Source organism: Vagococcus lutrae, assembly GCF_023299185.1.
In the GTDB taxonomy this organism is placed as follows: domain Bacteria; phylum Bacillota; class Bacilli; order Lactobacillales; family Vagococcaceae; genus Vagococcus_A; species Vagococcus_A lutrae.
Genome location: NZ_CP097017.1, coordinates 1,074,022 through 1,088,849, shown reverse-complemented (window position 1 = coordinate 1,088,849; position 14,828 = coordinate 1,074,022). Strand labels below are relative to the sequence as shown.

14 protein-coding genes are annotated in these 14,828 nt (G+C 38.4%); 10 read left to right on the top strand and 4 right to left on the bottom strand.

Features of this window, described 5'->3' with window-relative positions; genetic code table 11:
- Window positions 1-108: 108 nt before the first annotated feature.
- Entirely contained in the window at window positions 109-1,089 is a 981-nt protein-coding gene (locus M2919_RS05205) for an inorganic phosphate transporter (protein ID WP_126763261.1), read from the top strand.
- Between the two features lie 30 nt (window positions 1,090-1,119).
- A complete protein-coding gene (locus M2919_RS05200) occupies window positions 1,120-1,743 on the top strand; it encodes a DUF47 domain-containing protein (protein WP_126763192.1) in 624 nt (207 codons plus the stop codon).
- A gap of 33 nt (window positions 1,744-1,776) precedes the next feature.
- On the opposite strand, the gene M2919_RS05195 is transcribed toward M2919_RS05200, so the two are convergent.
- A complete protein-coding gene (locus tag M2919_RS05195) occupies window positions 1,777-3,642 on the bottom strand; it encodes a heavy metal translocating P-type ATPase (protein WP_248848296.1) in 1,866 nt (621 codons plus the stop codon).
- Between the two features lie 223 nt (window positions 3,643-3,865).
- Window positions 3,866-4,702: an undecaprenyl-diphosphate phosphatase gene (locus M2919_RS05190; protein WP_248848295.1), complete on the bottom strand. Its 837-nt coding sequence runs from the start codon at window positions 4,700-4,702 to the stop codon at window positions 3,866-3,868.
- Between the two features lie 213 nt (window positions 4,703-4,915).
- Here M2919_RS05190 and M2919_RS05185 point away from each other — a divergent pair, with 213 nt between their 5' ends.
- The 5 genes from M2919_RS05185 (at window position 4,916) to M2919_RS05165 (ending at window position 9,738) form a co-directional block, all read left to right on the top strand.
- A complete protein-coding gene (locus M2919_RS05185) occupies window positions 4,916-5,794 on the top strand; it encodes an AraC family transcriptional regulator (RefSeq protein ID WP_222317141.1) in 879 nt (292 codons plus the stop codon).
- Window positions 5,795-5,875: 81 nt separating this feature from the next.
- Window positions 5,876-6,952, top strand: a complete 1,077-nt coding sequence (locus M2919_RS05180; RefSeq protein WP_248848294.1) for a Gfo/Idh/MocA family protein — start codon at window positions 5,876-5,878, stop codon at window positions 6,950-6,952.
- A gap of 18 nt (window positions 6,953-6,970) precedes the next feature.
- A complete protein-coding gene (locus tag M2919_RS05175; RefSeq protein ID WP_248848293.1) occupies window positions 6,971-7,699 on the top strand; it encodes a ThuA domain-containing protein in 729 nt (242 codons plus the stop codon).
- 1 nt (window position 7,700) lies between these two features.
- Window positions 7,701-8,669, top strand: a complete 969-nt coding sequence (locus tag M2919_RS05170) for a sugar phosphate isomerase/epimerase family protein (RefSeq protein ID WP_126763204.1) — start codon at window positions 7,701-7,703, stop codon at window positions 8,667-8,669.
- 16 nt (window positions 8,670-8,685) lie between these two features.
- A complete protein-coding gene (locus tag M2919_RS05165) occupies window positions 8,686-9,738 on the top strand; it encodes a Gfo/Idh/MocA family oxidoreductase (protein ID WP_248848292.1) in 1,053 nt (350 codons plus the stop codon).
- A 45-nt stretch (window positions 9,739-9,783) separates the two neighbouring features.
- On the opposite strand, the gene zwf is transcribed toward M2919_RS05165, so the two are convergent.
- Window positions 9,784-11,304 carry a glucose-6-phosphate dehydrogenase gene (zwf, locus tag M2919_RS05160; RefSeq protein WP_248848291.1) on the bottom strand — a complete coding sequence of 507 codons (1,521 nt, stop codon included), beginning with the start codon at window positions 11,302-11,304 and terminating at the stop codon, window positions 9,784-9,786.
- An 87-nt stretch (window positions 11,305-11,391) separates the two neighbouring features.
- Window positions 11,392-12,045: a metal-dependent transcriptional regulator gene (locus tag M2919_RS05155; RefSeq protein WP_202584918.1), complete on the bottom strand. Its 654-nt coding sequence runs from the start codon at window positions 12,043-12,045 to the stop codon at window positions 11,392-11,394.
- Between the two features lie 137 nt (window positions 12,046-12,182).
- On the opposite strand from M2919_RS05155, the gene M2919_RS05150 reads away from it, so the two are divergent.
- The 3 genes from M2919_RS05150 (at window position 12,183) to M2919_RS05140 (ending at window position 14,828) form a co-directional block, all read left to right on the top strand.
- The gene (locus M2919_RS05150) at window positions 12,183-12,722 is read left to right on the top strand and encodes a hypothetical protein (protein ID WP_168414141.1); all 540 of its coding nucleotides are present in this window, start codon (window positions 12,183-12,185) and stop codon (window positions 12,720-12,722) included.
- A gap of 15 nt (window positions 12,723-12,737) precedes the next feature.
- A complete protein-coding gene (locus tag M2919_RS05145) occupies window positions 12,738-13,481 on the top strand; it encodes an acyl-[acyl-carrier-protein] thioesterase (RefSeq protein WP_222317146.1) in 744 nt (247 codons plus the stop codon).
- A gap of 153 nt (window positions 13,482-13,634) precedes the next feature.
- Window positions 13,635-14,828, top strand: a complete 1,194-nt coding sequence (locus M2919_RS05140) for a betaine/proline/choline family ABC transporter ATP-binding protein (protein ID WP_126763217.1) — start codon at window positions 13,635-13,637, stop codon at window positions 14,826-14,828.

The window sequence follows — 14,828 nt, the reverse complement described above, 5'->3', positions numbered from 1 at the left end:
TATTATTAGAGCGTTAGATAATAATATAGGTGGTGTAAATTTGTGGGAACAATCGATTTGTCGGCAGGTCAGTTTAATCTTGCCTTTTTTGTGACGTTTATTTTGATTATGGGCGTCATCTTTGTTAATGGCTGGACTGATGCGCCAAACGCAATTGCCACAGCTATTTCGACACGTGTGCTGAAACCAAAGTTTGCGATTCGAATGGCTGTTGTAATGAATTTTTTAGGCGCTTTAGTCATGACGCTCTTTAATGCGCAAGTAGCAGAAACCATTAGTAATATCGTTTCATTCGGAGAAGATCATACGAAAGCGCAGATTGCTTTAGCCGCGTCACTTTTTGCTATTGTGACATGGGCCGTGGCTGCTTGGTATTTTGGGATACCAACGAGTGAAAGCCATGCTTTAATAGCAGGCCTTACAGGCTCAGCGATGGCGATGGGCGGACTGGATGCTGTGAATATGGGCGAATGGTCAAAAGTATTAGTAGGTTTGGTCGCTTCTACGGTGGCAGGATTTTTAGGCGGCTATCTTATGGTTAAATTGATCGTGAAACTCTTTCGACATACAGACCGGCGAAAAGCTAATAAGTTTTTTCATAACGGACAGGCGTTTGGTGCAGGGGCGATGGCCTTTTTACACGGAGCGCAAGATGGTCAGAAGTTTATGGGAGTTTTTATGTTAGGTCTTTATTATAATGGTTTTGTAGGAATGAATAGTTCCGGAGGGTTTACGATACCGATAAGTGTTATGGCGATTTGTTCCCTTGTAATGGGGTTGGGAACTTCCGTTGGAGGAATGAGAATTATTAAATCAGTCGGTATGGACATGGTAAAACTTGAAAAGTATCAAGGTTTTTCAGCAGACTTAAGTGCAGCAATCGCACTACTTGTTGCCTCTCTTTTTGGAATACCTGTTTCAACAACACATACCAAAACAACTGCAATCATGGGGGTTGGAGCTGCTAGACGTATGTCAAGTGTTGACTGGCGTATTGTAAAAGAAATGATGTTAGCTTGGATTTTGACTTTTCCGGGTTGCGGTTTAATTGCTTATATGATGGCGAAATTATTTGTGTTTTTATTCTAATTAAAGAGAAAATAGTAGGGGGATACTAGGATGGCAAGAAAAAAAGAATTTAACTATTTTGACGCGTTGACACAATTAGCATCAAAGGGATATGAAGCAGCGCGTGTGTTAGAAGATATTATTTTAAATTATAATTATGAAACGATTGCCGCACGTGCCAAGGAAATTCATGTCATTGAAAATGAAGGAGATGAATTGGTTCATACTATTATGGATGAATTGAACCGCTCATTTATTACACCGATTGACCGTGAGGATATTGTGGCGATTACGGAAGACTTGGATGACATTTTAGATGGTATTAATTCCCTTCCATATTTATTTGATAGCTATTTGATAAAAGAGCTACGCCCTAAAACTGAAATGATTAGCCACTATATCTTAGAAGCAACTGAATCAGTTTGTGTTGTGACAAAAGAATTTTCAAAATTTAAAAATTCAACGACGTTAGGAACAATGATTGCACAGGTGAATGACATCGAAGAGAAAACGGATGACTTGTATCGTAGTTTAATAAAAGAATTGTTTACTCACGAAACAGATCCGTTGGAAGTGATTAAGTGGAAATCAGTCTATGAACGTTTTGAACGCATCATTAATGCCACAGAAAAAACAGCTGATAACTTAGCTGGTTTAGTTATTAAAAATACATAAAAAAGAGCAACTGCCAAAGCAGTTGCTCTTTTTTTAGTCGATTTTTTTCAGCATGCGCAAGCCATTTAAGATAACTAAAATAGTACTTCCTTCATGTCCAATCACACCTAAAGGTAAGCTGACGGCTTGCATGAAGTTGAAAATAATTAATAATACAATAACGCTAACAGAAAAAATAATGTTCTGAGTGGTAATCCGTTTTAGTTTTTTTGCGATTTTATGACTCATGGTTAATTTAGAAAGGTCACTTTGCATTAGCACCATATCTGCTACATCAATCGCGATATCCGTTCCTTGTCCCATTGCTACACCGATGGTCGCATTAGCAAGTGCCGGCGCATCGTTAATTCCGTCACCGACCATGGCGTTAATGCCATACTTTTCTTTTTGTTGTTTTATTAAAACAGTTTTTTCTTCAGGTGTCTGTCCAGCATGGATTTCATCGATATTTAGCATTTGACCTACTGCTTTAGCAGTTTGTGGGTGGTCACCTGTAATCATCGTGGTATGAATATTTTCAGATTGAAAATAGTGAATGGCTGCTTGTGCATTTTCTTTAGGTGTATCTAACAGAGCAAAGAACGCAACAATCTGATTATTACAAGATAAAAAGACAACGGTCTTTCCTTCTTTTTGCCATTTTAAGACGTGAGTCATGGCTTCATTTTCAAGAGGTTGAGTTGAAACAAAGTCAGCTTTTCCGACACGCCACGTTTCCTCATCTGTTTTTCCTTCTAGTCCGGAACCTGTTAAATCGTTAACGATTAAGTTAGGTAAACGGTCTGTCACTTGTGAACGAAAGTGTTTTGTTAATGCCATAGCGAGTGGATGTGTACTGGTCGATTCGATAGCAAACACAGTATTAATAACATCTTGTTCACGTTCTAAAATAAAGGTATCTGTGACAACAGGCGTACCGTTTGTAAGGGTTCCAGTTTTATCAAAGGCAATCGCTTGTAATTCAGCTAGTTGGTCGAGAAACATCCCGCCTTTAAATAATACACCGTTTCGAGCGCCATTAGAAATCGCAGCTAGAGAAGCGGGTGTAGCGGAAGCCACTAGCGCACAAGGGGAAGCAACAACGAGTAAAACCATTCCGCGATAAAAACTTTCGCTCCAGCTCCAGCCTAAAAAGAGATAGGGGATAAAAATCATTAATGGAACGAGCATTAGGACGACTTTAACATAGGTATTTTCAATGCGATCAATAAAGCTTGCTGTTTTTGAGGGAGTATTTTGAGCCTCATCTACGAGCTGAACGATTTTACTAAAAATAGTATCATCGCTTGTTTTAGTGACGGTCATTTCAAAAGTATTGCCGACATTGATCGTTCCTGCGAAGACTTCTTCAGACGCTGTTTTTTCTGCAGGAACGGACTCTCCGGTAATAGTTGCTTCGTTAATGGTTGCCATATCTGTATTTAAAACACCATCGATGGGTAAGCTCTCGCCTTTTGGTACTTGTAAATGGTCACCAATTTTCAATGTTTCAACTGGTACAATTTTCGTGTGACCGTCAGGTAATAGTAAGTGTGCCTCTTCAGGTTGTAGTTCAAGTAAACTTTCGATTTCCTTTTTACTTTTGTTCATAGTATATTCTTCAAGGGAACCACTGAGAGAAAAGATGAACGTTAACATAATCCCTTCAAAGTAATATTGAATGAGGCAAGCTCCTATTGCGGCAAGTGCCATTAACAAGTCGACACTTAAATGGTTTTCCTCAATTGTTTCTTTAATCCCTTCTTTTGTCTGATGAAAGCCGCCAATAATCATACCGATAATGTAAATAAATGGATAATAGCTAAATCCGGCACGTTCAGCGAAAAAGCCGACAATCATCAAAACGCCTGATATGGCGGTTGCTAAAATAATTTTATTTTGTTCTGATAGTTTTGACATAGAAATCCCTCCTTGAAATCATCATAACAAGGCTAGGATTTAAATGATAATGAATAAGCATTAATTGATAATGATAGTTGTTATCATTTAATACAAAAAAATGACTATGTTTAAAATGTTGGGTTTGATAGTTATTAAGTGTGAAAAAGAGAATGATAATCATTATCAAGGTAATTGTAATGATTATAAAAAGGGTTGCTCTTTGAGCAACCCTTTTGTTATTTTATAGATGAGTCATTGTCCAATAACCAATGAGAATGACACCGAGAATAATGCGATACCATCCAAATGGTTTAAAGTCATTTGTTTTAATATAGTTAAGTAAGAATTTAATAACAATGAGTGACACGACAAATGCGACTACAGAACCAACGATAAGAATCATCAATTCGTCACCTGTAAAGGCACCGCCAATTTTTAAAAACTTGAGCATCTTGTAGCCACTTGCACCAATCATAACTGGAATACTTAAGAAAAATGAAAACTCTGTGGCAACAAAGCGTGAGGTGCCAATGAGTAATGCCCCAATAATTGTCGCACCTGAACGAGATGTTCCTGGCATTAAGGCAAGGACTTGGAAGAATCCGATGATTAAGGCAGCTTTATACGTAAAATCTTGAAATGAGGTAATCGATGGCTCACGGTCCTTGTTACGATTTTCAACAATAATAAATAGCACCCCATAGATAATTAACATTAAAGCAATTGGTAAAAATTTATGGAAATGTTCGTCTAGAAAATCATCGAACATTAAACCAAGAACCGCTGCCGGCAGACAACCGACTAAAACTTTAAGCCATAGATTCCAAGTGTCTTTTTTCTGTGTTGCTGTTTTTTTAGGTGAAAAAGGATTTAATTTATTAAAGTAAATTAAGATGACCGCAATTATTGCGCCAAGTTGTACGACGACGTTAAACATTTCAATAAATTCTGGTCGTGCATCCAATTTCATAAATTCTTGAACTAATATTAAATGCCCGGTACTACTAATAGGTAGCCATTCAGTGACACCCTCAACAATACCTAGGATAATGGCTTTGATTAAATTATACCAATCCATGTTGTCATTCCTTTCTAAAATAGTGTTATCAGTTAGCACTATGCTTTAGTATACTGTTTTTTGCTCTAAAAAAAAAGCCGAAAATGAACGAAAACGGTTGCTTGTTGTAGATTCCCCTCAATCATATTGAAAATATGATAATATCAAGGTTAATAAATGTTAAAATAATATAAAGAAATAAATTCAAGGATGCTAACTAGGAGGAACGAAGCGATGTCGCAACATAAATATTTAGAGATACCAGATTTAGATGTGAAATTTCCATTTCGTTGTTTTTCCGATGACGGTCGTGGCTTAGTTTATCCGCATTGGCATAAAGAAATAGAAGTCATCTACGTGGTAGAAGGAACGATTAAAATTGGCGTTAACGATGCTTTACTATCAGTCAATGAAGGCGAAATTTATTTCTTTGATAGTGGTGAGACGCATTATTTTCTCGCTACACCGGATAGTAAGCGACTCGTCTTTCAGTTTGATACGCGTTTATTTGATGCGCTTTTTCAAACGAGTCAGCATACGATAAATGTTCGTGATATATTTAAAACGCGTGAAAATTGGAGTGTCTTTTGGTCGAAAGAGACTGAAACCAGTGTTCGTCAATGTTTACAAGCGTGTTTTGAGTATGCACACGATGATGCACCAGCGTCGTTGTATCTTTTATATGCTCGTTTATATGAATATTTAGGTTTAATGGTAGGGAAGGTTCCTTTAAAAAAAGCTTCGAATAAAAAAGCCTTAACCAATGATTCTTTACAAAATCAAGAAGTGATTGATAAAATGGATCAAATTTTTACCTTTATTGAAGAGCGTTATGGTGAACCAATCCAGCTTGAAGATATTGCCGATGTAGCAGGTTTTACCCCGCACTATTTCACACGTTTTTTCAAGCGAAATACAGGGGTCACATTTGTTCAGTTTTTGACGGAATATCGTATTAATATGGCAAAGTCCATTTTAGGAACGGAAGAGTTACCTATGATAGAAGTAGCTGAAAAAGCAGGATTTAATAGCGTGAAGACGTTCCATCATGTTTTTAAAGAGAACGTCGGTATTTCGCCAAAAAAATATCAAAAGTTAATATCTGGGAATTAGAACGTAAGTATAGGGAAGAAATCCTTTTCATTCTTTTGTATAGTGGAGTTAACACGACAATTGAATGAGGAGGATTTTTTTATGACAGTAAGGGTAGGAATTATTGGCTGTGGAGGAATTGCCAACGGAAAACATTTACCTAGCTTAGCGAAGATACAAGAAGTAGAGATGGTTGCTTTTTGTGACATAGTGGTAGAACGCGCTGAAAAAGCAAGAGAGGATTATGGGGGAAGTGAGTCTAAGGTTTATAACGATTATCGAGAAATGTTAGCGGATACAGAGTTGGATATTGTTCATGTGTTAACGCCAAATAATTGTCATGCGGAAATGACCATTGCTGCATTAGAGTCAGGGAAACACGTGATGTGTGAAAAGCCGATGGCGAAAACATCTGAGGAAGCGCAAGCCATGCTTGATGCGGCCAAACGTACTGGGAAAAAATTAACGATAGGCTATCAAAATCGTTTTCGTAAAGATGCCAAATACTTGAAAACCGTTTGTGACGATGGCGAGCTTGGTGAGATTTATTTAGGAAAAGCCAAAGCCATTCGTCGTCGAGCAGTACCAACTTGGGGTGTCTTTTTAGATGAAGAGGCACAAGGAGGAGGACCGCTTATCGATATCGGGACGCATGCCTTAGACTTAACCTTATGGACGATGAATAATTATGAACCATTATATGCAGTAGGAAATGTGTATCATAAGCTGTCGCAAACAGAAAATGCAGCCAATGCTTGGGGACCTTGGAATCCAGAAGCGTTTACTGTGGAAGACTCTGCTTTTGGTTTTATTACAATGAAAAATGGCGCAACGATTATTTTAGAATCAAGCTGGGCTATTAATTTGGTTAACGATGGTGAAGCCAAAACGACCTTAGCGGGCACAAAAGGTGGTGCCGACATGGATGAAGGATTGCGTTTGAATGGCGAAAAACATGGGTTGTTGTACGATAATCACATTCAGCTCGAAACAGGCGGCGTTGATTTTTATGATGGAGCAGGGGATGACCCTGCTTATGAAGAAGCACGTGCATGGATAGACGCTGTTTTAGGGAAACGAGAGGTTTTAGTGAAGCCAGAAGAAGCATTCGTTGTTACGCAGCTACTTGAAGCGATTTATGAATCAGCGAAAACAGGTCAGCCTGTTTACTTTAATTAATGTATAAGGAGGGTGTCTATGATTCGGGTAACGATTTGGAATGAATTTCGTCATGAAAAAGAAGACGAAGAAGTACGCACTATCTATCCTGATGGGATTCATATGCAACTAGCTTCCTTTTTAAAGGAAGATTATGTCGTGCGGACAGCGACGTTAGATGAACCGGAACATGGATTGTCTCAACACGTATTGGATGAGACGGATTGTCTTATTTGGTGGGGACATCGGGCACATGATGAAGTTAGTGATGAGGTCGTTGAACGAGTGAAACAACGAGTTCTTAATGGTATGGGACTGATTGTATTACATTCAGCTCATTTCTCAAAGCCTTTCAAGGTGCTAATGGGAACAAGCTGTGATTTAAAATGGCGTGAAGCGAGTGAAAAATGTCGGTTATGGGTAGTCGATCCCACGCATCCGATTTTAGCAGGGATTGGTGAAACGATAGAATTAGAACAGGAAGAAATGTATGGCGAGCATTTTGATATTCCGACACCTGATGAATTGTTACTTATAAATTGGTTTGAAGGTGGCGAGGTTTTTCGTGGAGGTTGCGTGTTTAAGCGTGGTAAGGGGAAAATATTTTATTTTCAACCAGGTCATGAAACTTATCCAACATACTATCATCCGGATATTCAACGTGTTATTTCTAATGCTGTTAGTTGGTGTGCCAATATGAACAACACGCCAGTACCTAAGTATGGTCATCATGAAGCCATCGAAAATATAGTAGAAAAGAGGAATTAAATTGAAACTAGGTGTATTTACTCCGTTATATAATAATTTAACATTTGAAGAAATGATTGAAGAAGTAGCAGCGAAAGGGTTAGATATGGTGGAAATTGGCACGGGTGGTTCTCCTGGAAATGCCCACTGCGATATTGACGCTTTATTGGCTAGTGAAACTGAGCGTGAGAATTATTTAAAAAAATTATCTGATAAAGGATTGACGATTAGTGCGTTCAGTTGTCATCATAATCCGATTTCACCGAATAAAGCAGAAGCAAGGGAGGGAGATGAATTACTTCGTAAGACGATTCAATTAGCTTCTTTGATGAATGTACCAGTCGTTAATTGCTTTTCTGGTGTAAGTGGTGGGAATGAAACAGATACAACTGTGAACTGGCCGGTGTTACCGTGGCCAACAGATTACACAGATATTTATCACTGGCAATGGGAAGAGCGTTTGATTCCCTATTGGAAAGAAATCAATACGTTAGCTGAGGAAGCAAACGTGAAAATAGGAATCGAATTGCATGGTGGGTTTTTATGTCACACCCCTTACACGATGTTAAAACTTCGTGAGGCGACAGGCCCAGCGATTGGTTGTAATTTAGATCCTTCTCATTTATGGTGGCAAGGGATTGACCCTGTCGGAGCGATTAAGATATTAGGAAAAGCTGGTGCCATTCACCATTTCCACGCTAAAGATACATACTTAGATCAAGATAATATTAATATGTATGGTTTAACGGATATGCAACCGTATGGAGATGTTCAAACGCGCTCTTGGACATTCCGCTCAGTTGGATGTGGTCATAGTTTAGACGAGTGGTCTAATATTATTAGTGCATTGAGACTTTATGGTTATGATTATGTGTTGAGTATTGAGCATGAAGACCCTATTATGTCAATTGATGAAGGATTCACTCGTGCTGTAACGAATTTACGTTCAATTATGATTCATGAGCAGCCAACAGAGATGTGGTGGGCTTAAAAGGAGTGGAAGAGTAATGGAAAAAATGAACTTTGTGATTGTCGGATACGGAGGCATGGGCGGATATCATGCACGCGAATTGATTGGTGAAAATGACTACGTCCAAACGTACGGCGTATACGATATTAAAGAAGAACGTCGTGAACAAGCGAGAAAAGATGGATTTCAAACATATGACACTTTAAACGATGTCTTAGCGGATGATGATGTCGAAGCAATATTAATTGCAACACCAAATGATTCACATCATGAGATAGCGATTAAAAGCTTAAGAGCTGGAAAGCATGTTGTGTGTGAGAAACCTGTCACAATGTCGGTGGCTGAACTAGATGATATTTTAGCGGTCGCTGAAACGACGCAGCGTCAATTTATGGTTCATCAAAACAGACGCTGGGACAATGATTTTTTAATTGTTCGAGAGTGGTATCAACAATATATGCTTGGGGAAGTCTTTCAAATTGAATCACGTGTACATGGAGCAAATGGGATACCTGGAGATTGGCGTCATCTAAAAGAGTACGGTGGCGGAATGTTACTTGATTGGGGCGTTCATCTTTTAGACCAGTTACTCTTCTTAGTAGACCAACCTGTCAAACGTGTTTATAGTGACTTAAGCTATGTATTAGGTGATGAGGTTGATGATGGTTTTACAGCGTGGCTGACGTTTGGAAATGGTGTAAAAGCTCATGTAGAAGTTGGCACGAGTAACTTTGTTAAACTGCCACGTTGGTATGTGAAGGGATACAGTGGAACGGGTCAAATTAATGACTGGGATTTAAGTGGTAAAATCATCGTTCCAAATGAGACAACCGAACGAGTGGCTCCTACACCGATTAAAGCTGGGCAAGGGTTAACTAAGACGATGGCCCCTCCATCAGAAGAGATGACAAAAGAGTTACCTATATTAGAAGTGGAAGCAGATTTCCCTGAGTTTTATCGTAATTTTTATGAGGTTGTTCACCAAAACGCTACCCCTGTTGTAAAGAATAATGAAGTGCGTCAGGTCTTAGTTTTAATCGATGCTATTTTTGAATCGGCTATGACAGGGAAAATTATTGAGATGAATTAAAAAATCACCATGATTACAAAATGTAATCATGGTGATTTAATTTTTTTAAGAGAGTAAATTGTTTTCACGATACCAATCGTCTGGACGCCAGACCCATTCGTGACCGTCTTTTTCTATTAAGTCAAATGCTTCTTTTGGTCCCATTGTACCAGTAGCATAGGTTGGAATCGGATCGGTGTTTTGATCCCAAGCGGCACGAATAACATCGACAATTCGCCAAGATTGAGCCACTTCATCCCAATGCGTAAAGTTAGTCGCATCACCATTCAACGCATCAAGCAAAAGCTTTTCGTAAGCTTCGGGACTATTTTCTACCATTTCTGTTGTATTGCGGTAATCTAATTTAACCGGGTTGATATCAAAACCAGGTCCGATTTCTTTACCATTAAGTGTTAAAGAGAAACCTTCCGTTGGTTGAATATAAATTGTTAAAACATTTTGCGGTAGTTGATTGTTTTTAACACAGGTTACTTCATCACGGAAGATATTAACAGGAGTGGGTTTAAAGACCACATTGATGCGGGCAGCTTTAGTAGTCATTTGTTTGCCAGTTCGTACATAGAAAGGAACGCCTTGCCATCTAAAGTTATCAATTAAAAACTTACCTGCAACAAATGTTTCTGTTCGAGACTGCGTCTCAACATTTTCTTCTTCAAGGTAACCCTTATACGATTGTGTCCCAACATTCCCCGCTGTATATTGTCCTCGTACAAAGTAACGATTTGCCTCTTCCTCATCGTACAAACGAATCGCATTTAGTGCTTTAATCTTTTCTTCGCGGATTGATTTTTCAGAGAACAGATTTGGAACCTCCATAGCAAGTAGAGCAACGACTTGTAAAATATGATTTTGTACCATATCTTTTAAGGCACCACTTTGATCGTAGTAGCCACCACGTTCTTCTACACCGAGGTCTTCTGCTAATGTTACTTGAATATTTTCGATGTATCGATTATTCCATAGAGACTCAAAAATATTATTACCAAAGCGGACGGCTGAGATATTTTGAATCATTTCTTTACCTAGATAGTGATCAATTCTAAAGATTTGATCTTCAGCAAATACTGCTCGGATTTCTTCGTTTAATTTTTCGGCAGAAGCATAATCTGTTCCAAAAGGTTTTTCGATAATCACGCGGTTATAACCAGATTCTGTGATGATTTCTTCAGATTCCAAGTGGTTGACAATCGTGCCAAAAAAGTTAGGCGCCATGGCTAAATAGAAAACACGATTCCCCTTTAATTGATAGCGCTCATCCAGTTCGGTTGCTAGTTTCTTTAGATGGATATAGTGGTCGGTATCATTAACATTATGTGATTGATAGTAGAAGTGGGAAGTGAAATCAGCCAATTCTTCTTCTGTTGGGGTTAATGAGGTAAGCGATTCTGCAACGATTTCACGATAATAGTCATCGGTCCACTCTCTGCGAGCTGTCCCAATAATCGCAAAATGCTCTTGTAAATGCCCTTTTCGATATAAGCGAAATAATGACGGATATAGCTTTCTTTTTGCGAGGTCGCCGGTTCCTCCAAAAATGGTAAACAATGCCACTTGTTGCTCAAACATAACAAAACTCTCTCCTTTAGGTTCTCTATTTATTATACTTGTTCTTAGTATAACGCGATATGAAAAGATATAAAAATGCTGTGCTTATTATGATAAAACTTCTATAAAAATATTATGGGCAGCTTTATGGCTGACGATGATTTTTTCACCGTGCTTATCAACGAGTGTTAAAGGACCGTCATAGGCAGCGATATGTTCAACGGTTAAAACATCCTGAATATTCAGGTTAATCTCCGCTAGATAATCTAAAAGTTCTAGCTCATCGAGAACGCGTATGATTTTAATTTTATCTTGTAATTTTGCTTCCATTAACGTTTTTTGACCCTGTTCCTCAATCGACTGATTTTCTCCGGGAATGATACCACCATGCGGGCAAGTATCCGGAAATTCTAAATAGGCTTCAAGTCGATTGGCTAGGGTATCAGATGTCACATGCTCGAGAACTTCGGCTTCTGCATGTACATCGTTCCAACTGTATCCCAAGTGTTCGACTAAAAAGACTTCCCATAGACGATGTTTACGGACGAGACGACTGGCGTGTTGTAAACCTAAATCGGTAAGTTGCACGCCTTGATAGGGGATATGGACGACAAGTTTCTCCTTTTCAAGTTTTGAGACCATTTCACTAACAGAGGCGGCAGATACATGGAGACCAGAGACAATCGCCTTATTGCTGATTTTTTGTGTAAAACCACCTAGCTCATAGATAAGTTTTAAATAGTCTTCTTTATTAGGTGTCATTATTTCAGTCCTCGCTTTCATTATCTTTTTCATTTTATCAGAAAATCAACATAAAGTGCAATATTGATGCCATATTGCTTTATTAATTGGGGGTTTATATATTACTATAGAATTAAGCAAGTGAGAGGAGCAAAGTCATGACAACCTTCTACTTTATGACACCATTTTTATCATTAGAAGAAGAGCGTACGGCCTCTAATAGTAGAAAGACGCTTTTTAACGGTTATGAACGATTAGACGTACAAGACTTAGATATCGATGCATCTTGGCAATTATGGACAACGAATGAAGAATCAGTTAACGAAATGATGCAACGTGTCTCAAAAAAAATAAAGAAGCCGGTAAAAACAGCGACTGTTTTTGCTAAACGTGATACGTCTGAATGGCCAAAAGACGTGCAAAAAAGTATCGATACTTATTTATGGGAAAATCCAACTAAAGAGTTACAAGGATTATCGTCTAATTATGATTGTCAAACTGCTATGCAAAAGTGGTTAATGGCTCATCAACAAGGTGGAACTAACCTCATAGGACTAACGCCAGAGGCTTTAACTCTGCTATTGAATAGCTATGATGTGACGTATCATCATCTCAACGGGTTGGCTTTTTTATCAGGAACATTAATTGAGTTGAAGATAGCGGACACAGTTACGATAAAATCAATAACTAATGATTAAGAAAAGAGGAGCAGTATGGGAAAAAGATATACACATGCACACACTATTAAATTTTATGAATGTGATACTACTGGGGAACTGACATTGCCGATGGTTTTAAATATTGTGATTCAAGCTTCGGAAGCACAGAGTGAACAACTGGGTCGTGCTGAGGATTACGTTCATCGCTTAGGTTATGGGTGGGTGATTACAGAACACGAATTGACAGTCACAGAATTACCACGAGTAAATCAAACGATAAGCGTCTCAACAGAAGCTCGCTATCACAATAAGTATTTCTGTTATCGTCATTTTTGGTTACATGATGAGTCGGGGAATGAGCTCGTTCATATTATTTCGACATTCGTATTAATGGACATGACATCACGCAAAATGGTCAGTGTACCGAGTGAGTTAATTGAACCTTTTGCCAGTGAGAAAATTAGTAAAATACGAAGAGGAATGCGTTTCCCAACATTTTCTCAACCGAACGAGCAAGCTTATAAAGTGCGCTATTTAGATATTGACAGCAATCAACATGTGAATAACTCTAAGTACTTAGATTGGATGTTAGATGGCTTAGGCTGGGATTGGTTAACACAATACCGCGCTTCTAAAGTTATTATTCGCTTTGTTAAAGAGGTTGGCTATGGGCAAATGATTACGAGTCGGTGGGAAAAGGATGTAGCAGACAGTGAGCATGTGACGGCATCTCTTCATCAAATTACGTACGAAAATGACACGTTTGCTGACGGATATATCGAATGGTCTAAACGATAAAACGTAGTTAGTTAGAAATAAAAAGCTGATAAAAATCAATGGAAACGCGCCGTATCTGTCTTGTTTAATAACCACATTATTTGAATAATCAGTTATTTTATGAGATGCTTTTAAGGTATAGCTCAAAAATTCTATACAAAGGAGAGTAAAATAGTGATTGAATTTAAAAATGTAACTAAAATTTTTAAAGGCAGTAAAGTAGCGGTTGATAACGTGAATATTGCATTTGAAAAAGGCGAGTTTGTTTGTTTTATTGGAACAAGTGGTAGTGGGAAAACGACTACTATGAGAATGTTAAATAGAATGATTGAACCAACTAAAGGGGAAATTTTAATAGATGGTGAAAACATCAATAAAAAAGACCCTGTTCAGTTGCGTCGCGAAATCGGATATGTCATCCAAAATATTGGTTTGATGCCACATATGACAATCCGTGAAAATATTGTCATGGTACCTAAATTATTGAAATGGCCGGAAGAAGAGCGCAACCGAATCGCAGAACGTATGATAGATTTAGTTGAATTGCCACGTGAAATGCTTGACCGTTATCCAGCAGAACTTTCTGGTGGTCAGCAACAACGGATTGGAGTCGTTCGGGCGTTAGCTGCCGACCAAGATATTATTTTAATGGATGAGCCTTTTGGTGCTTTAGACCCAATTACTCGCGAGTCTTTACAAGATTTAGTGAAACACTTGCAAGAAAAAATGGGAAAAACCATTGTTTTCGTTACTCATGATATGGATGAAGCCTTAAAATTGGCGAATCGTATTATGATAATGGATGAAGGAAAAGTAATCCAATTTGACACGCCGGATAATATTTTAAAAGAGCCGGCTAATGAGTTTGTTGAAAACTTAATTGGTGAGGATCGTTTAATTCAAGCACGTCAAGACGATACAACGGTAGAACAAGTCATGTTGAAAACAGCGATTTCGATTACACCAGAGAAATCATTATCTGAAGCGATTCGTTTGATGAGAGAAAAACGAGTGGATACGCTATTAGTGGTTGATGGAACGGGTGTTTTAAAAGGTTTTATTGACTTAGAAGACTTGAATAATAAACGTCGTGTGGCTACCAGTGTGGGAGATATTCTCCAACCTGATGTTTTCTATGTGAATAAAGATTCTCGTTTAAGAGACACCGTTCGTCGTATTTTAAAACGAGGCTTAAAATATGTGCCAGTAGTAGACGACCAAAAACACTTGGTTGGAATAGTGACACGCGCGTCACTTGTCGACATTGTTTATGATGTAGTATGGGGAGATGAAGACTTCCTTGAATCAGCGATTGAAGAAAAGATAGCTGAGCCTGCTGAAGTCGAAACAGGTAAGGAGGCTGAATAG